This window comes from Pseudoduganella buxea, from assembly GCF_009720835.1.
Classification (GTDB): Bacteria; Pseudomonadota; Gammaproteobacteria; order Burkholderiales; family Burkholderiaceae_D; genus Rugamonas; species Rugamonas buxea.
In genome coordinates this window covers 123,790-142,537 of the sequence record NZ_WNKZ01000001.1, presented here as the reverse complement: position 1 = coordinate 142,537, position 18,748 = coordinate 123,790, and the positions used below count along the sequence as shown (strand labels likewise).

At 63.9% G+C, this 18,748-nt stretch carries 12 protein-coding genes; 10 read left to right on the top strand and 2 right to left on the bottom strand.

Features of this window, described 5'->3' with window-relative positions; all coding sequences use genetic code 11:
- Positions 1 to 8 precede the first annotated feature (8 nt).
- Positions 9 to 2,357: a Tex family protein gene (locus tag GM672_RS00590; RefSeq protein WP_155468578.1), complete on the bottom strand. Its 2,349-nt coding sequence runs from the start codon at positions 2,355 to 2,357 to the stop codon at positions 9 to 11.
- 185 nt (positions 2,358 to 2,542) lie between these two features.
- Here GM672_RS00590 and GM672_RS00585 point away from each other — a divergent pair, with 185 nt between their 5' ends.
- The 3 genes from GM672_RS00585 to GM672_RS00575 all read left to right on the top strand — a co-directional run bounded on the left by GM672_RS00585 (position 2,543) and on the right by GM672_RS00575 (position 7,437).
- Complete coding sequence (locus GM672_RS00585; protein WP_155468577.1) at positions 2,543 to 5,662, top strand: DEAD/DEAH box helicase; 3,120 nt, start codon at positions 2,543 to 2,545, stop codon at positions 5,660 to 5,662.
- A gap of 4 nt (positions 5,663 to 5,666) precedes the next feature.
- A complete protein-coding gene (locus GM672_RS00580) occupies positions 5,667 to 6,686 on the top strand; it encodes a PAS domain-containing sensor histidine kinase (protein ID WP_155468576.1) in 1,020 nt (339 codons plus the stop codon).
- Between the two features lie 70 nt (positions 6,687 to 6,756).
- Positions 6,757 to 7,437, top strand: a complete 681-nt coding sequence (locus tag GM672_RS00575) for a response regulator transcription factor (protein WP_155468575.1) — start codon at positions 6,757 to 6,759, stop codon at positions 7,435 to 7,437.
- Positions 7,438 to 7,440: 3 nt separating this feature from the next.
- Here GM672_RS00575 and GM672_RS00570 read toward each other — a convergent pair whose 3' ends face one another.
- Positions 7,441 to 8,232, bottom strand: a complete 792-nt coding sequence (locus GM672_RS00570) for an alpha/beta fold hydrolase (protein ID WP_155468574.1) — start codon at positions 8,230 to 8,232, stop codon at positions 7,441 to 7,443.
- A 175-nt stretch (positions 8,233 to 8,407) separates the two neighbouring features.
- Here GM672_RS00570 and GM672_RS00565 point away from each other — a divergent pair, with 175 nt between their 5' ends.
- From GM672_RS00565 to GM672_RS00535, 7 genes are all read left to right on the top strand, one after another.
- Positions 8,408 to 9,103 (top strand): transposase, encoded by a 696-nt coding sequence (locus tag GM672_RS00565; protein WP_155468649.1) that lies wholly within the window; start codon positions 8,408 to 8,410, stop codon positions 9,101 to 9,103.
- Between the two features lie 252 nt (positions 9,104 to 9,355).
- Positions 9,356 to 14,080, top strand: a complete 4,725-nt coding sequence (locus tag GM672_RS00560; RefSeq protein WP_155468573.1) for a glutamate synthase-related protein — start codon at positions 9,356 to 9,358, stop codon at positions 14,078 to 14,080.
- A gap of 15 nt (positions 14,081 to 14,095) precedes the next feature.
- Positions 14,096 to 15,559: a glutamate synthase subunit beta gene (locus tag GM672_RS00555; protein WP_155468572.1), complete on the top strand. Its 1,464-nt coding sequence runs from the start codon at positions 14,096 to 14,098 to the stop codon at positions 15,557 to 15,559.
- A 268-nt stretch (positions 15,560 to 15,827) separates the two neighbouring features.
- Complete coding sequence (locus GM672_RS00550) at positions 15,828 to 16,631, top strand: ABC transporter ATP-binding protein (RefSeq protein ID WP_170299877.1); 804 nt, start codon at positions 15,828 to 15,830, stop codon at positions 16,629 to 16,631.
- Positions 16,628 to 17,413 carry a lipid asymmetry maintenance ABC transporter permease subunit MlaE gene (gene mlaE, locus GM672_RS00545; protein ID WP_155468571.1) on the top strand — a complete coding sequence of 262 codons (786 nt, stop codon included), beginning with the start codon at positions 16,628 to 16,630 and terminating at the stop codon, positions 17,411 to 17,413. Before GM672_RS00550 ends, mlaE begins: the two co-directional genes overlap by 4 nt.
- 76 nt (positions 17,414 to 17,489) lie before the next feature.
- Positions 17,490 to 17,960: an outer membrane lipid asymmetry maintenance protein MlaD gene (gene mlaD, locus GM672_RS00540; RefSeq protein WP_155468570.1), complete on the top strand. Its 471-nt coding sequence runs from the start codon at positions 17,490 to 17,492 to the stop codon at positions 17,958 to 17,960.
- Entirely contained in the window at positions 17,960 to 18,724 is a 765-nt protein-coding gene (locus GM672_RS00535; RefSeq protein WP_155468569.1) for an MlaA family lipoprotein, read from the top strand. The genes mlaD and GM672_RS00535 overlap by 1 nt, the downstream gene beginning before the upstream one ends.
- Positions 18,725 to 18,748 lie beyond the last annotated feature (24 nt).

The window sequence follows — 18,748 nt, the reverse complement described above, 5'->3', positions numbered from 1 at the left end:
GTTCTTCTTCAGCCCCGCAACTTCGCAAACGCAGCCGCCATCGAACCGCCCACGGCCGGTTCGCGCGCCTGCGATTTCTGCTGCTGGCCCATGGCGCGGCGGTCGCTGCGGTCGCCACGCTGTTCCGGCTTCGTGCCCGGCGCCGGCGCGCTGTCGGACAGGCGCATCGTCAGCGCGATGCGCTTGCGCTTCTCGTCCACTTCCAGCACCTTTACCTTGACCACCTGGCCCGCTTTCACCACCGTGTGCGGGTCCTTGACGAAGCTGGTCGACAGGGCCGAGATGTGCACCAGGCCGTCCTGGTGGACGCCGATGTCGACAAAGGCGCCGAAGGCGGCCACGTTGGTGACGACGCCTTCCAGGATCATGTCCGGGCGCAGGTCGCGGATTTCCTCCACGCCTTCCTTGAACGTGGCCGTCGTGAATTCCGGCCGCGGATCGCGGCCCGGCTTTTCCAGTTCCTTCAGGATATCCGTTACCGTCGGCACGCCGAACTTATCGTCCGCATACTTGGCGGGATTCAGGCCTTTCAGCAGCGAGGCGGCGCCGATGACGCCCTTGATGTCCTTCTTGATGTCGGCCAGGATCTTTTCCACCAGCGGATACGATTCCGGGTGCACGGCCGACGCGTCCAGCGGGTTGTCGCCGTTCATCACGCGCAGGAAGCCGGCGGCCTGCTCGAAAGTCTTGTCGCCCAGGCGTGGCACGGCTTTCAGCGCGGCGCGCGAAGTGAACGCCCCCTTCATGTCGCGGTAGGTGACGATGCTTTGCGCCACCGTGGCCGACAGGCCGGACACGCGCGCCAGCAGCGGCGCCGATGCCGTGTTGACGTCCACGCCCACGGCATTGACGCAATCCTCGACGACGGCGTCCAGCGTGCGCGCCAGCTGCGATTGGCTGACGTCGTGCTGGTACTGGCCCACGCCGATCGATTTCGGGTCGATCTTGACCAGCTCGGCCAGCGGGTCCTGCAGGCGGCGGGCGATCGAGACGGCACCGCGGATCGACACGTCCATGTCCGGCAGCTCGCGCGACGCGAATTCCGACGCGGAATACACCGACGCGCCCGCTTCGGAGACGACGATCTTCGTCAGCTTCAGTTCCGGGCGCTGCTTGATCAGGTCCTGGGCCAATTTATCCGTTTCGCGCGACGCCGTGCCGTTGCCGATGGAGATCAGGGCCACGTTGTGCTTGGCGGCCAGCTGGCCCAGCGTGTGCAGCGTGCCTTCCCAGTCGTTGCGGGGCTGGTGTGGATAAACGGTGGCGGTATCCACAACCTTGCCGGTGGCATCGACCACGGCCACCTTGACGCCCGTGCGCAGGCCCGGGTCCAGGCCCATCGTCGCCTTCGGGCCGGCCGGCGCGGCCAACAGCAGGGCTTTCAGGTTGGTGGCAAACACGCTGATGGCATCCAGTTCCGCCTTTTCCCGCAGCGCGCCCATCAGTTCGCTTTCCAGATGCATGAAGCTTTTCACGCGCCACGTCCAGCGCACCGTGTCGGTCAGCCATTTGTCGGCCGGGCGGCCGCCCGCCTTGATGCCGAAACGGGCCGCGATGCGGCTCTCGCAGGGATTGTGCGGCGCATCCCACTTCGGTTTTTCCGCTTCCGTGTCCAGGCGCAAGGTGACGTCGAGGATGCCTTCGCGGCGTCCGCGCAACAGGGCCAGGGCCCGGTGCGACGGCACGGCGGCCAGCGGTTCCGAATAATCGAAGTAGTCGGCGAATTTCTCACCTTCGTCCTGCTTGCCTTCCACCACTTTCGATTCCACCACGCCATGGTCCTGCACGTATTCGCGCAGCGACTGCAGCAGGTTGGCGTCCTCGGCGAAGCGTTCCATCAGGATCTGGCGGGCGCCGTCCAGGGCCGCCTTGGTGTCGGCCACACCGGCGTTATTGCCGTCCGGCGTCGTAAAAGGCTCGCGCAGGAACTTGCCCGCTTCCGTTTCCGGGTTCAGGGTGGGGTCGGCCAGCAGGCTCTCGGCCAGCGGCGCCAGGCCCGCTTCGATGGCGATCTGTGCCTTCGTGCGGCGCTTTTGCTTGTAAGGAAGATACAAGTCTTCCAGCCGGGTCTTGTCTTCGGCATGCATGACGGCGTCCAGCAACTCGGGCGTCATCTTGTTCTGTTCGGTGATCGACGCGATGATGGTGGCGCGGCGATCTTCCAGTTCGCGCAGGTAGCGCAGGCGCTCTTCCAGCAGGCGCAGCTGGATATCGTCCAGCCCGCCGGTGGCTTCCTTGCGGTAGCGGGCGATGAAGGGCACGGTGGCGCCTTCGTCCAGCAGGGCGACGGCGGCGGCCACCTGGGCCGGTTTGGCGGCCAGTTCGACGGCCAGGCGTTGTTCGATTGAAGGCAGCATTGATGGTTTTCCAGGCAGACAAGCCCGGAATCATACGCCGTCCGCGTGGTGGCGCCAGTCTTGACACCCACAAAGAGCTGTGCCACGACGCACTAAGTTAGAACTTTCACAAACACAAAAACCCTGTTGGCGGATAATATTGCATGTTGCTGTTTTTGAACCGTCTCAATACGACAATGCGCCCAATGGATTTGACCCGCGACGAAACCCGCGAAGTTCCTGCTGCTCCCGCCACTGCCCCGGCCAACCCGCCGGCAACCCAGTTGCCGTACGCTGTTGCCACATGGCTCCAGCGCGTGGATGCAGCCGCGCACCCGAAAGCCCGGCTGGTGCCGGCCGACCCCGACCCGAAACAGACCAGTTACCGGCTGATCTACGTGCTGGCCCCCACCTCCGGTGGCCGGCACGTGGCCCTGTGCCTGTACAAGGCACGGCTGCGGCCGAACGGCGACGTGGCTGCGGCCAGCCCCGTCAACGAAGTGTTTTCGCTGCTGTCGGCCCCGCCCGCCTTCCTGGAACCGGGCGACGAAGACCTGATCCGGTTCTTCGTTGCCATGCGCACGGGCCCGAATTCGCAGACGGGCACGGCGACGGAGCCCCGCGGCAAGATCGGCGCGGCCTTGCTGCAAATGCTGTCGGAACAGGATAAATTGCTGTGGGCCAATTCCTGGGCGGATGTCGGCAACGGCCTCGTGTACCCGATGAAGGCCGGCCCCCAGCGCACCGCCAACCTGGCGTGGCGCGAGGAAGGCAAGGGCTTGCGGCTGGGCTGGAAGGTCGAGGCCCCCGAAGGCGCCCGCCACGCCGGCGCGGACCAGATCGACTACATGCTGCCGACGGAACCGCCGTGGTATATCGACAACCTGTCCTGCGGCGTGCTGCACCTGAACCAGGGCGGCGCCGAGATTCCCCTGGCGGACTTGCAGGCACTGGTGGCGCAAGCGCCGCTTTTGATGCCGAACGACAAGATGCGCGTGTCGCAACTGCTGCTGGCCCACGGCCTGCAGCAACTGATGCCGCTGCCGCAGCCGCTGCCGCAACGGTTGCGCGACGACGTCAAGCCCCGCCCCATCCTCGTGCTCGATTCGGCCCAGCTGGCCGAAGGCACGGCCCAGCGGTGGAACGACTACGCCGTGCTGTCTTATGACTACGACGGCGAACGGGTGTCCTTCGACCCGTCGCAGCGTGTCGTGCGCCAGCGTGGCGAAGTGACGGAAATCATCCAGCGCGACGAAGCCGCCGAGACCGCCGCGCTGGAGACCTTGACCCACCTGGGCTTCCGCAAGCCCACGGCCTTGCCGCTGTCCAGCGTGCGCGGTGGCTTGCTGCTGGCCAACCAGGCCGACTGGATCCGCTTCGCCGAATCCGGCATCGAACAGTTGCAGGCCGAAGGCTGGCAGGTCGAAAAGACCAGCAAGTACCGCTACGAAATGACGGGCGTGGACGACTGGTACGCCGAAGTGGAGGAAGAGGGCCCGGACACGGGCAATGCGTGGTTCGAGCTGGAACTGGGCATTACCGTCGACCAGGAAAGGGTGCCGCTGCTGCCCGTGCTGGTGCAGATGATCCGCAATATGCCGCACGACTTCAGCCCGAAGGCGCTGGCCATGCACGGCGAAACGGACCAGATGCTGGCAACCTTGCCGAACGGCAAGCGCGTCGCCCTGCCGTGGCAGCGCATCAAGCCCATCCTGACCACCCTGGGCGAGCTGTATTTCAACGACAAGATCCGCCATGCCGTGCGCATGGCCACCCTGGATGCGGCCCGCCTGGACGAGCTGGCCAAGAGCGGCGAATTCGTGTGGACGGGCGGCGAAGAGCTGCGCGACATGGGGCGCCGCCTGAACCAGTTCTCGTCCGTCAAGCGCGTGCCGACCCCGGCCGGCCTGCAGGCCACCCTGCGCGACTACCAGACGGACGGCCTGTCGTGGATGCAGTTCCTGCGCGAATACAACCTGGCCGGCATCCTGGCCGATGACATGGGCCTGGGCAAGACCGTGCAGACCCTGGCGCACATCCTGGTGGAAAAGGAATCGGGCCGCATGACGCACCCGACCCTCGTCATCGCGCCGACCAGCCTGATGGGCAACTGGCAGGACGAGGCGGCCCGCTTCGCGCCCAGCCTGAAGGTATTGCTGCTGCAAGGCAAGGACCGCGCCGAACAGTTCGACAAGATCGGCCAGTCCGACCTGGTGCTGACGACGTATGCGCTGCTGCCGCGCGACGAGGAAAAACTGCGCGAGCACGATTTCCACATGGTCATCCTGGACGAATCGCATTACATCAAGAACACCCGCTCCAAAGCGGCCCAGAGCGCCGGCCTGCTGCGCGCCAAGCACCGCCTGTGCCTGTCGGGCACGCCGCTGGAAAATCACCTGGGCGAGCTGTGGTCGCAGTTCCACTTCCTGCTGCCGGGCCTGCTGGGCGACGAGAAATCGTTCAACTCCCAGTTCCGCCACCCGATCGAGCGGCAGGACGACCCGCTGCGCCGCACCCTGCTGAACCGCCGCATCAAGCCCTTCCTGTTGCGCCGGACCAAGGACAGCGTGGCCAAGGAGCTGCCGCCGAAGACGGAAATGGTGCGCAAGGTGGAGCTGACGGGCGGCCAGCGCGACCTGTACGAAACCGTGCGCCTGGCGATGGACCAGAAGGTGCGCGAGGAAATCGACCGCAAGGGCGTGGCGCGCAGCCAGATCGTCATCCTGGAAGCGCTGCTGAAACTGCGGCAGGTGTGCTGCGATCCCCGCCTGGTGAAAACCTTGTCGACCCGCAAGCAGCAGGCGGCAGGCTCGGCCAAGCTGGCGGACCTGATGCAGATGCTGGAAGACTTGCTGGAAGAAGACCGCAAGATTCTCGTGTTCTCCCAGTTCACGTCGATGCTGGAACTGATCGAGGAGGAACTGGAGGCGCGCGACATCCCGTATGCGCTGCTGACGGGCGAAACGCGCGACCGCGGCGCCCAGGTGGCGGCCTTCCAGCAGGGCGCCGTGCCCGTGTTCCTGATCAGCCTGAAGGCGGGCGGCGTCGGCCTGAACCTGACGGCGGCCGACACCGTCATTCACTACGACCCGTGGTGGAATCCGGCGGCGGAAAACCAGGCCACGGACCGGGCCTGGCGCATCGGCCAGGACAAGCCCGTGTTCGTCTACAAGCTGATCGCCAAGGGCACGCTGGAGGAAAAAATCCAGCTGCTGCAACAGAAAAAGGCCGACCTGGCCCAATCCGTGCTGGCCGAAGGCGAGTCGCAGAAGATGGCCTTGACGCAGGAAGACCTGCAACAGATCTTCGCGCCGCTGGCGGACTGACGGCATGGACGCCGGCGACCTACGCCTGCTGCTCGATGCGAGCAGCGACATCCACTGGATGGCCGACTGCACGACCGGCCGGCTGCTGTACGTCAGCCCGGCAGCCAGCCGCGTGCTTGGCTGGGAGGCTGACCGGATCGACGCCGAGGCCACCGCGTGGCTGGCCGATCTGCCGGACCGGCTGGCGCGCTTTGCTTCGGGCGACGCAGCGCTGCGCACGGTGCGGCGCGAAACGGAATTGGCGGGCCGCGACGGCGCCTTGCCCGTGGAAATCGAATCGACCCTGGTCGAAGGCGCGGGTGGGCTGCGCCTGGTCGGCGTGATCCGCGATATCTCGGCCCGGCGCGATGCGGCCTTGCAGCAGAAGCGTTTCGCGTCGATGGTCTCGCATGAATTCCGCACGCCCCTGGCCACCATCGACGGCGCCATCCAGCGCCTCGAAATGACGCACCGGGATGCGGACGAGGCCACCAAAAAACGCTATCGCAAGATTGCCACGGCGGTTGACCGACTCTTGGCCATGCTGGACGAGTACCTGTCGCCGGATCGCCTGGCCGACATCGGTCGCGCGCGCCAGGACACTCACGTCGAGCCCGCGACGCTGCTGGAAGAGGTGGCCACGAAGGCCCGCGAGCGGGGTGCCGTGGTGACCGTGCGGGCCACGGACGTGCCCGCCAAACTGCGCTGCGACCCGCCTGGCATGCGGCTGTGCCTGGAGGTGCTGCTCGATAACGCCATCAAATACGGCCCACCCGGCGCCACCATCGAGATTGTTGCCTGCAAGGCAAGCTCAGGCGGGATAGAATTCAGCGTGGCGGACGGGGGCGCGCCCATTCCCGCCGATGAGCTGGGCCGCATTTTCGACAAGGGCTTTCGCGGCAGCGCGGCTGCCGGCGTGCCCGGTTCCGGCCTGGGCCTGTACATGGCCCGGTCCATCGTCGATGTGCATGGCGGCACCTTAACAGTCAGCAATTTGCTTGAAAGCGGCAAGAACTTCCGGATTTGGCTGCCAATCGCCGTATAAACTTGCAACAGTAGCGTTACTCCCGTGATAATCCTTTACGTAATGGAATAACTGTAAGAATGGCGCATCGATGACGCAACTACTGATCGTGGAAGACAACCTGGAATACGCCGAAGAGATGGCGGATTTCTTGATGGAACTAGGGCACGAGGTCAGCATTACCAATAATGCAGGCGAAATGTGGTCTGCCCTGAGTCAGGGCAATGTCGGTGTCGTCGTGCTGGACCTGGGTTTACCGGACGAAGACGGTATCAACGTCATTCCCCGCATGCGCCAGCTGTATCCGCAGATCGGCCTGATCGTGCTGACGGGCCGGGTCAATTTCGACAGCCGCATCATGGGCCTGCGCCTGGGCGCCGACCATTACTTGACCAAGCCTATCAAATTCCCGGAACTGGCCGCCCATCTGGAAGCGCTGGACCGCCGCGTGGGGCCGCAGGAAAACATTCCCGTTCCCAGCAAGTGGACCTTGCGCCTGTCGGCCCGCCAGCTTGAGCTGCAGGGCCAGGCCATCACGTTGACGGAAAAAGAGTGCAACTTCCTGCACTTGCTGACCATTAACACCCGGCCCGTACCGCGCCAGGTCATCGTGGCGGGCATCGGCGGCGACGACCCGGATGCGGGCCGTCGCGTCGACATGCTGGTCTACCGGCTGCGCAAGAAGGCCCGGTCCGGGCTGGGCCAGGACCTGCCCCTGCGCAGCGCGTATGGCGAAGGCTACAGCCTGTCGGCCAGCTTCAACCTTTCCTGACGCTTACTTCGCCGCATCCTCGATCAGCCGTGCCACTTCGGCGGGGTGCGACGTCATCACGACGTGCGACGCGCCGGCCACGGCGACGGTTTTCTTCGACTGGGCCCGGTCGGCCATGAACTTCAGCGCGGCGGCGGGAATATTCTTGTCCGCCGTGCCGTAGATGAAGTACGACGGCACGCTCTTCCACGCCGGCGTGCCGGATGCTTCCTTCAAGGCCGCTTCCGCGATGGGGCGCTGGCCGGCCGCCATCAGGCGCGCCTTGGCTTTCGGCACGTCCGCGGCGAACTGCTGATGGAACTTGGCCTGGTCGATGTACAGGTCCTTGCCGCCGTCGGGCAGGGTCACGGGCGCGGCCAGTGCACCACCCAGGGTGCCGCCGGGGAAGCGACCCGACAATTCCAGCGCGTTTTCGCCCGCCTCCGGCGCAAAGGCCGCCACGTACACGAGGCCCTTCACATTGGCGTTGCCCTGTGCGGCCGTGGTGATGACGGCGCCGCCGTAGGAGTGACCGACCAGCACGACCGGGCCGTCGATTCCCTTGATGACGCCGGAAACGGAGTCGGCATCGCCCTTGACGCTGCGCAGCGGATTGGCGGCGGCCACGACCTTGTAGCCGTCGGCCTGCAGCTTGGCGGTGACGCCGTCCCAGCTGGACGAGTCGGCGAAGGCGCCGTGCACGAGGACGACGGTGGGCTTCACGGCGGACGGCGCGGCGGTGGCGGCAATCGATGAGGTGGCGGCGGTGCCCAGCAGGGTGGCGGCGGCGAAAGCGATGGCGGTCAGGTTCTTCATGGTGATCTCCTTGGGTGGGGTGTCGATGGAAGCCAGTATAGATAGCGCGCTATTTAATAGCAAGCGATATTCGTGCAATCACACTTTGCAAATTTGCATGGCGACCCGCATTAAATAGGGACAGGGTGGGGCGGCGCGCGTTATCATGCAGGCGTTGCCTTTCTCAACCACACCCATGGCCCGCCTGCCTCGACTGATCGTTCCTTCGCAACCCCATTACCTGATCCAGCGCGGCCTGAATGGCATGCACCTGTTCCAGGACGATGACGACTGCACCGCCTTCCTCGGCTGGTTGCGCAGCGCCGCCCGTACTTATAAAGTGGCCGTGCATGCCTATGTGCTGCTGCCGGACCAGCTGCACCTGCTCGTCACCCCATCCGACGAGGACGGACTCGGCCAGATGATGCAATGGTTGGGGCGCAATTATGTGCCGTACTACAACCAGAAATACGGCCGCGCCGGCACCTTGTGGCATGGCAGATACAAAACATCCGTGGTCGAAGCGGAAAAATTCCTGATGCTGTGCAGCCGTTATATGGAAGCCGCCCCGGTCCGTGCCGGTCTCGTGTCGCAGCCGCAGGACTATCCGTGGTCGTCCTGCGCCCACCATGTCGGCGCCAAAGCGGACGGCGTCATCACGGACCACCCGGTTTACTGGTCGCTCGGCAATACGCCCTTCCAGCGCGAGGCAGCCTACATCGCCCTTGCCGAACAATCGCTATCGTCCAGCCAAGTGCAGGCCATCGAAGCGGCAGTATTGAAGGGCTGGCCCCTGGGTAGTGAACCCTACAAGGAAGCCCTCGAACGCCGCGCCCAGCGCCAGGTCCTGCCTGCCAAGCGCGGCCGGCCGTACAAATCAAAGGTTGCTTGAGAGCCCGTGCCAGACAGGCATTAATGCGAGCAGAGCGCAATGTTTCCGGAAAAATGGGGTCTGTCCCCATTTTTTTGGTAACGAAATGACTCTGTCCCTATTTAAAATTTGGCCGAGTAAAGTTTAATTTAATTTGACTCCGACCCTAATTGTTTCTGTTGAGTTTTTTTGTGCGTTGCACTACTCTGATTTTTCATTGCAAAAATTGGCATGTCGGCACCCTGGTCCGGCAGCCCTGCTTCGGAGAGTCCCATGAACGCGCAAGGTTTGTACAACCCAGCCAACGAGCACGATGCGTGCGGCGTCGGTTTCGTCGCTCACATCAAAGGCAACAAGAGCCATTCCATCGTCGAGCAGGGTCTGTTGATCCTGAAGAACCTCGATCACCGGGGCGCCGTGGGCGCCGACAAGCTGATGGGCGACGGTGCCGGTATCCTGATCCAGATTCCGGACCAGTTCTACCGCGACGAAATGGCGCGCCAGGGCGTCGAGCTGCCGCCACCGGGCGAATACGGCGTGGGCATGGTGTTCCTGCCGAAGGAGCATGCATCGCGCATCGCCTGCGAACAGGAAATCGAGCGCGCCGTGCGTCTCGAAGGCCAGGTCGTGCTGGGCTGGCGCAATGTGCCGACCGACAGCGAGATGCCGATGTCGCCGTTGGTGCGCGCGAAAGAACCGGTCATTCGCCAGATCTTCATCGGCCGCGGCCCGGACATCATGGTCACCGATGCGCTCGAGCGCAAACTGTATGTGATCCGCAAGTCGTCCGGCCACGCCATCCAGGCGCTGAAGCTGTTGCACGGCAAGGAATTCTTCGTCACGTCGATGTCGGCCCGCACCGTCGTCTACAAGGGCCTGCTGCTGGCCGACCAGGTCGGCGTCTACTATAAAGACCTGCAGGATGCCCGCTGCGTGTCCGCGCTGGCGCTGGTGCACCAGCGTTTCTCGACCAATACCTTCCCCGAGTGGCCACTGGCCCACCCATACCGCCTGATCGCCCACAACGGCGAGATCAACACCGTCAAGGGCAACTTCAACTGGATGCGCGCCCGCGAAGGCGTGATGAAGTCGGCCGTGCTGGGCGACGACCTGCAAAAGCTGTTCCCGCTGATCTACGAAGGCCAGTCCGACACGGCCTGCTTCGACAACGCGCTGGAACTGCTGCTGATGGCGGGCTATCCGCTGGCCCAGGCGATGATGATGATGATTCCGGAAGCGTGGGAAAACCACACGACGATGGACGACAACCGCAAGGCCTTCTACGAATATCACGCGGCCATGATGGAACCATGGGACGGCCCGGCCGCCATGGCCTTCACGGACGGCCGCTATATCGGCGGCACGCTGGACAGGAATGGATTGCGGCCTGCGCGCTACATCGTCACCGACGACGACCTGGTCGTGATGGCCTCCGAATCGGGCGTGCTGCCGATTCCGGAATCGAAGATCATCCAGAAATGGCGCCTGCAGCCGGGCAAGATGTTCCTGATCGACCTGGAAGCTGGCCGCATCATCGACGACAAGGAACTGAAGGACACCTACGCCAACGCCAAGCCGTACAAGGCGTGGATCAATGCCGTGCGCATCAAGCTGAACGCACTGAAGCTGTCGGAAAGCCAGCTGAAGCACAACGTCGCCAAGTACGGCAGCACGGCCCAGGGCGAGAAGCAGCCGGCCGCCCTGCTGGACCGCCAGCAGGCCTTCGGCTACACCCAGGAAGACCTGCGCTTCCTGCTGGCGCCCATGGCAACGGCCGGCGAGGAAGCCATCGGCTCGATGGGCAATGACTCGCCGCTGGCCGTCATGTCCAACAAGTTGAAACCCCTGTACAACTACTTCAAGCAGCTGTTCGCCCAGGTGACGAACCCGCCGATCGACCCGATCCGCGAAGCGATGGTGATGTCGCTGGTGTCGTTCATCGGTCCGAAGCCGAACCTCCTGGACACGAACAACGTCAACCCGCCGATGCGCCTGGAAGTGTCGCAGCCGGTGCTGTCGTTCGACGACATGGAGCGCCTGCGCCACATCAGCGGCCACACGGGCGGCAAGTTCAAGTCCTACGAGCTGTCGATCTGCTACCCGCTGGCCTGGGGCAAGGAAGGCGTGGAAGCGTCGCTGGCCTCGCTGTGCGCGGAAGCGGTCGATGCCATCAAGTCCGGCCACAACATCCTGATCGTGTCCGACCGCGCCGTCTGCGCCGACCGCGTCGCCATCCCCGCGCTGCTGGCCACGTCGGCCATCCACCAGCACCTGGTCAGCAAGGGCCTGCGCGCCTCCACCGGCCTCGTCGTGGAAACGGGTTCGGCCCGCGAGACGCACCACTTCGCGCTGCTCGCCGGCTACGGCGCCGAAGCCGTGCACCCGTACCTGGCCATGGAAACCCTGGCCGAGCTGGCCCACGCGCTGCCGAACAACGTCACGCCGGAACAGGCCATCTACAACTTCACGAAGGCCATCGGCAAGGGCCTGCTGAAGGTGATGTCGAAGATGGGCATTTCGACGTACATGTCCTACTGCGGCGCCCAGATCTTCGAGGCGATCGGCCTGAACAAGTCGGTGGTCGACAAGTACTTCAAGGGCACGGCGTCGAACGTGGAAGGCATTGGCCTCTTTGAAGTGGCGGAAGAAGCCATGCGCCTGCATAACCTGGCCTTCGGCAAGGACCCCGTGCTGGCCGAAAGCCTGGACGCCGGTGGCGAATACGCCTACCGCGTGCGCGGCGAAGACCACCTGTGGACGCCGGACGCCATTGCGAAGCTGCAGCACTCGACCCGCGCCAACAACTTCAGCACCTATAAGGAATACGCGCAGATCATCAACGACCAGAGCCGCCGTCACCTGACGCTGCGCGGCCTGTTCGAGTTCAAGATCGACCCGACGAAAGCCATCCCGCTGGACGAAGTGGAACCGGCCAAGGAAATCGTCAAGCGCTTCGCCACGGGCGCCATGTCGATGGGCTCCATCTCCACGGAAGCGCACGCGACCCTGGCCATTGCGATGAACCGCATCGGCGGCAAGTCGAACACGGGCGAGGGCGGCGAAGATCCGAACCGCTTCGTCAACGAACTGAAGGGCATCCCCATCAAGCAGGGCGCGACGATGGCCTCCGTCATCGGCAAGGACCAGGTGGTGGTCGACATCCCCTTGCAGGAAGGCGATTCGCTGCGTTCGCGCATCAAGCAGGTGGCGTCCGGCCGCTTCGGCGTGACGGCGGAGTACCTGAACTCGGCCGACCAGATCCAGATCAAGATGGCGCAGGGCGCCAAGCCGGGCGAGGGCGGCCAGCTGCCGGGCCATAAGGTGTCCGGCTACATCGCCACCTTGCGCTTTGCCGTGCCCGGAGTCGGCCTGATCTCGCCGCCGCCGCACCATGACATCTACTCGATCGAGGATCTGGCGCAGCTGATCCACGACCTGAAGAACGTCAACCCGCGCGCCTCGATTTCCGTGAAGCTGGTGTCCGAAGTGGGTATCGGCACCGTCGCCGCCGGTGTGTCGAAGGCGAAAGCGGACCACGTCGTTGTCGCCGGCCATGACGGCGGCACGGGCGCCTCGCCGCTGTCGTCGGTGAAGCACGCCGGCACGCCGTGGGAGCTGGGCCTGGCCGAGACGCAGCAGACGCTGGTGCTGAACGGCCTGCGCAACCGGATTCGTGTCCAGGCCGACGGCCAGATGCGTACGGGCCGCGACGTCGTCATCGCCGCCATGCTGGGCGCCGACGAGATCGGCTTCGCGACGGCACCGCTGGTGGTGGAAGGCTGCATCATGATGCGTAAGTGCCACCTGAACACCTGCCCGGTGGGCGTGGCCACGCAGGACCCGGAACTGCGCGCCAAGTTCCAGGGCAAGCCGGAACATGTCGTCAACTACTTCTTCTTCGTCGCCGAGGAAGCGCGCCAGCTGATGGCGCAGCTGGGCATCCGCACGTACGACGAGCTGATCGGCCGCGCCGACCTGCTGGACAAGTCGAAGGCTGTCACGCACTGGAAGGCGCAGGGCCTGGACTTCTCGGCCATCTTCTACCAGCCGAAGGTCAACGAAGGCCTGTGCATGTACCACAACGAGGAACAGGAACACGGCCTGGAAAAGGCGCTCGATCACAAGCTGATCGCGCAGGCCAAGGCCGCGCTGGAGAAGGGCGAACGCGTGTCGTTCATCTCGCCGGTGAAGAACCTGAACCGCACCGTGGGCGCCATGCTGTCCGGTGAAGTGGCCAAGCGCTACGGTCACGCCGGCCTGCCGGACGACACCATCCACATCCAGCTGCAGGGCACGGCCGGCCAGTCCGCCTGCGCCTTCCTGGCACACGGCATCACGATCGACCTGGTCGGCGAAGGCAACGACTACGTCGGCAAGGGCCTGTCCGGTGGCCGCATCATCGTGCGGCCGAACACGGAGTTCCGTGGCTGGGCCGTCAACAACATCATTATCGGCAACACCGTGCTGTACGGCGCGATTGCCGGCGAAGCCTTCTTCAACGGCGTGGCCGGCGAGCGTTTCGCCGTGCGTAACTCCGGCGCCACGGCCGTCGTCGAAGGCCTGGGCGACCATGGCTGCGAATACATGACGGGCGGCACCGTCGTCGTGCTGGGCGCCACCGGCCGCAACTTCGCGGCGGGCATGTCGGGCGGCATCGCCTACGTGTACGACCCGGACGGCGACTTCGAAAAGCGCTGCAACCTGTCGATGGTCAGCCTGGAAGAAGTGCTGCCGGCGGCCGAACAGCATGTCGACAAGTCGACCTGGCACGCCCAGCACCGCAACGGCACGCCGGAAGCGGACGAAGCGATCCTGAAGCGCCTGATCGAGCGTCACTTCAAGCACACGGGCAGCACCCGCGCCCGCCTGTTGCTGGACACGTGGGGAGAGAGCCGTGGCAAGTTCGTCAAGGTGTTCCCGAACGAATACAAGCGCGCACTGGTGGAACTGGCCGACAACGCCGCCATCGAAGCGGAAACCCAGGCCATCGCCGCGTAAGGAAGGATAAAGATAATGGGCAAGATCACCGGTTTCATGGAATTCCAGCGTCAGGAAGAGAGCTACCTGCCAGCGGAGTCCCGCGTCAAGAATTACAAGGAATTCGTCCTGAAGCTGACGGACGAGCAGGCCAAGATCCAGGGCGCGCGCTGCATGGACTGCGGCATCCCGTTCTGCAACACGGGCTGCCCCGTCAATAACATCATTCCGGACTGGAATGACCTGGTCTACCGCCAGCACTACCGGGCCGCCCTGGACGTGCTGCATTCGACCAACAACTTCCCCGAGTTCACGGGCCGCATCTGCCCGGCCCCGTGCGAAAGCGCCTGTACCCTGGGCATCGGCGATGCGCCGGTGGGCATCAAGTCGATCGAGCACAAGATCATCGACGAAGGCTGGGAACACGGCTGGGTCAAGCCGCAGCTGCCGGAACGCAAGACGGGCAAGAGCGTGGCCGTGGTTGGCTCCGGTCCTGCCGGCCTGGCGGCCGCGCAACAGCTGGCCCGTGCCGGCCACGACGTGACGGTGTTCGAGAAATCGGACCGCGCCGGCGGCCTGCTGCGCTACGGCATTCCCGACTTCAAGCTGGAGAAGTTCCATATCGACCGCCGCATCGAGCAGATGGAAGCGGAAGGCGTCAAGTTCCGCCTGTCGACCCTGGTCGGCAAGGATTTCCCCGCCACCGTCAACAACTGGGCGAAGGAAACCATCTTCCCCGAGGACCTGCGGAAGGAATTCGATGCCGTCGTGATTGCCGGCGGTGCCGAGCAGCCGCGCGACCTGCCCGTGCCGGGCCGCGAGCTGAAGGGCGTGCATTTCGCGATGGACTTCCTGCCGCTGCAGAACAAGGTCAACGCTGGTGACAAGGTGAAGGACCAGATCAAGGCCACCGGCAAGCACGTCGTCGTCATCGGCGGCGGCGACACGGGCTCGGACTGCGTCGGCACGTCGAACCGCCACGGCGCGGCCAGCATCACGCAGTTCGAACTGATGCCGATGCCGCCGGAGCAGGAAAACAAGCCGATGGTGTGGCCATACTGGCCGACCAAGCTGCGCACGTCGTCCTCGCACGAGGAAGGCTGCGAGCGCGACTGGGCCGTCGCCACCAAGCGCCTGGAAGGCAAGAACGGCAAGGTCGAGAAGCTGGTGGCCTGCCGCGTCGAGTGGAAAGACGGCAAGATGCAGGAAGTGCCGAACTCGGAATTCGAGATGAAGGCCGACCTGGTGCTGCTGGCCATGGGCTTCGTCTCGCCCGTGCAGCAGGTGCTGGACGCCTTCGGTGTCGACAAGGACGGCCGCGGCAACGCCCGCGCCACGACGGACGGCGACGGCTGCTACCACACCAACCAGCCAGGCGTCTTTGCTGCGGGCGACATCCGCCGCGGCCAGTCGCTGGTGGTCTGGGCCATCCGCGAAGGCCGCCAGTGCGCCCGCGCCGTCGATGAGTTCCTGATGGGCGAATCGGTCCTGCCGCGCTAACGGCCCGCAACATTGCTTCAAAAATGGGGACAGACCCCCTTTTTCGGGAAACATTTCCTGGAAAATGGGGTCTGTCCCCATTTTCTTGGCAATGCTGCCTTGCAGCAAATTAACAAGATTTGCTAAATGTAAATTGCTGACTTAATAGTTATTAATACTGTATCATTCGCCTCTTCACGTTGGCCATTTCTGCCTCTTCCGGGGGCTGCTCAGCAGACTTTTGCTTTTCTGCATTAGAATATGGCATTAAAAATAAAGAGTTTATGCCGTGCCGAACCTCGTAGAGATCCGTGATTTGCACTTTTCATATGGGAAGCGGGCCATCCTGGCCGGGCTCCATATGGATTTCCCCAAAGGGAAAGTGGTGGCCGTCATGGGCGGCTCCGGCAGCGGCAAGACGACCGTGCTGCGCCTGATCGGCGGCCAGATCCGCCCGAAAACGGGGCAGGTCAGCGTCGATGGGCAGGTGGTCCACCAGCTCAAGACCTCTGACCTGTACCTGCTGCGCCGCAAAATGGGCATGCTGTTCCAGCACGGCGCCCTGTTTACCGACCTGACCGTATTCGAGAATGTCGCCTTCCCCTTGCGTGAGCATACGGATTTACCGGAAGAGCTGATCCGCGACCTCGTGCTGATGAAATTGCATGCCGTCGGCCTGCGCAATGCCGCGCGCATGAAGCCGGGCGAGATTTCCGGCGGCATGGCGCGTCGGGTCGCGCTGGCCCGCTCCATCGCCCTGGACCCGCAACTGATCATGTATGACGAGCCCTTCGCCGGCCTGGACCCCATCTCGATGGGTGTCACCGCCAACCTGATCCGCAACCTGAACGATGCGCTCGGCTCGACCAGCATCCTCGTGTCGCACGATGTGAAGGAATCCTTCACGATCGCCGACTATGTGTATTTCCTGTCGCAAGGCAAGATCGTTGCCCACGGCACCCCAGCGGACATGATGGTATCGACCGACCCCTATGTAAAACAGTTCGTGCACGCCGAGGCTGACGGCCCCGTGCCGTTCCACTATCCCGGCAAGTCGCTGGCCGAAGACCTGGGCCTGGGAGCGCGCGCATGATCGGCCGCCGCCTGCTGGCCGATATCGGCAATACCGTACGCGACTACGTCGAAAGCCTGGGCTACGCCACCCGCGTTTTCTTCACGATGATCGGCCTGTCGGGCGGCCTGTGGCGCCGCCCCCGCCTTGTCGTCGAGCAACTGCACTTCATCGGCAACTACTCGCTGCTCATCATCACCCTGTCCGGCCTGTTCGTGGGCATGGTGCTGGGCCTGCAGGGGTATTACACGCTGACCAAGTACGGCGCCTCCGAGTCGCTCGGCCTGCTCGTGGCCCTGGGCCTGACGCGCGAACTGGGGCCGGTCATCACGGCGCTGCTGTTCGCCGGCCGTGCCGGCACGTCGCTGACGGCCGAGATCGGCCTGATGAAGGCGGGCGAGCAGCTGTCGGCCATGGAAATGATGGCGGTGAACCCCATCCAGCGCGTGCTGGCGCCCCGTTTCTGGGCCGGTGTTGTCGCCGTACCACTGCTGGCATCGATCTTCAGTGCCGTCGGCATCTTCGGCGGCTACCTGGTGGGCGTCAAGCTGATCGGCGTCGACGCCGGTGCCTTCTGGTCGCAGATGCAGGCCGGCGTCGACCTGTGGAAGGATGTCTTCAACGGCTTCGTCAAGAGCGTCGTCTTTGGTATCGCCATCATGTTCATCGCCCTGTACCAGGGATATGAAGCGCGGCCGACACCGGAAGACGTAGCCGGCGCCACCACCCGCACGGTGGTGGTGTCCTCGCTGATGATCTGGTGGCTCGACTTCATGTTGACGGCACTAATGTTCAGCCGCTGAAAAATCATTCAAAAATACAATAAGTGTGTGCGCTACCGCTCAGCGCGGTTCGGTAAAAACCTATAGGATAAGTTTTATGCAACGCAAATCTCTGGATGTCTGGGTCGGTCTGTTCATCGTAATTGGTGTCGCCGCGCTGATGTTCCTTGCTTTAAAGGCTGGTAACAGCAGTTCGTTCTCGCTGGCCAAGACGTACGAAGTGACGGCGAAGTTCGACAACGTCGGCAGCCTGCGGCCGCAGGCGGCAGTCAAGGCCTCCGGCGTCGTCGTTGGCCGGGTGGCGAAAATTGCCTTTGACGACAAATCGTACAAGGCTGCCGTGACCTTGGAGATGGACGAGACATACAAGTTTCCCAAAGATAGCTCGGCCAAGATCCTCACCTCGGGCTTGCTGGGCGAGCAGTACATCGGTATCGAAGCCGGTGGCGACGAGAAGAACCTGGTGGCCGGCGACAAGATCGCCCGCACCCAGTCCGCCGCCGTGCTGGAAGACCTGATCAACCAATTTATTTACAGCAAAGCCGCTGAAGGAAAGGACTCCAACTGATGAGCCGCAATACCTCCGTTCTGCTGGCGCTGGCCGCCGCTGCCGCCCTGTCCGGCTGTGCCGTCGGTCCCGATAAACGCGACCCCATGGAAACGTGGAACCGCGGCGTGTTCAAGTTCAACGACACCGTCGACCAATATGCATTGAAACCGGTCGCCACCGGCTACAAGAACGTCACCCCGAGCTTCGTGCAGACGGGCGTGTCGAACTTCTTCGGTAACCTGGGCGATGTCTGGACCGCCGCCAACAACCTGCTGCAAGGCAAGGGTGCGGAAGGCATGTCGGACGTCATGCGCGTGGCGCTGAACTCCACGTTCGGCCTGTTGGGCGTGCTGGACATCGCTTCCGAAGCGGGCCTGCCCAAGCACAAGGAAGACTTCGGCCAGACGATGGGCAAGTGGGGCGTGCAATCGGGCCCCTACGTGATGCTGCCGCTGCTGGGCCCGTCGACCCTGCGCGACACGGTCGGCCTGCCGCTGGACATGTCGGCTGACATATGGCGTTACAAAGATCCTGTCAACGTGCGCAACATCGGTTCCGTTACCCGCGTAGTGGATCAGCGTGCTGCGCTGCTGGATGCGTCGTCGCTGCTGGAAGACGCCGCCCTGGACCGCTACGAATTCATCCGCGACGGCTACCTGCAGCGCCGCCAAAGCCAGGTCTACGACGGCGACGTGCCGCGCCAGACCGACAAGGAAGAAAACGTGCCGGACCAGCCGGCCGTCAATCCTGCCGGGGCCGGCAACGAGCCGGGCAAGCAGTAAGCGGCATCGCACCCCATCGCCAAC

Coding starts and splice junctions, on each gene's coding strand:
- GM672_RS00590 (WP_155468578.1), bottom strand. CDS start 2,357: ATGCTGCCTTCAATCGAACAACGCCTGGCCGTCGAACTGGCCGCCAAA.
- GM672_RS00585 (WP_155468577.1), top strand. CDS start 2,543: ATGGATTTGACCCGCGACGAAACCCGCGAAGTTCCTGCTGCTCCCGCC.
- GM672_RS00580 (WP_155468576.1), top strand. CDS start 5,667: ATGGACGCCGGCGACCTACGCCTGCTGCTCGATGCGAGCAGCGACATC.
- GM672_RS00575 (WP_155468575.1), top strand. CDS start 6,757: ATGACGCAACTACTGATCGTGGAAGACAACCTGGAATACGCCGAAGAG.
- GM672_RS00570 (WP_155468574.1), bottom strand. CDS start 8,232: ATGAAGAACCTGACCGCCATCGCTTTCGCCGCCGCCACCCTGCTGGGC.
- GM672_RS00565 (WP_155468649.1), top strand. CDS start 8,408: ATGGCCCGCCTGCCTCGACTGATCGTTCCTTCGCAACCCCATTACCTG.
- GM672_RS00560 (WP_155468573.1), top strand. CDS start 9,356: ATGAACGCGCAAGGTTTGTACAACCCAGCCAACGAGCACGATGCGTGC.
- GM672_RS00555 (WP_155468572.1), top strand. CDS start 14,096: ATGGGCAAGATCACCGGTTTCATGGAATTCCAGCGTCAGGAAGAGAGC.
- mlaE (WP_155468571.1), top strand. CDS start 16,628: ATGATCGGCCGCCGCCTGCTGGCCGATATCGGCAATACCGTACGCGAC.
- mlaD (WP_155468570.1), top strand. CDS start 17,490: ATGCAACGCAAATCTCTGGATGTCTGGGTCGGTCTGTTCATCGTAATT.
- GM672_RS00535 (WP_155468569.1), top strand. CDS start 17,960: ATGAGCCGCAATACCTCCGTTCTGCTGGCGCTGGCCGCCGCTGCCGCC.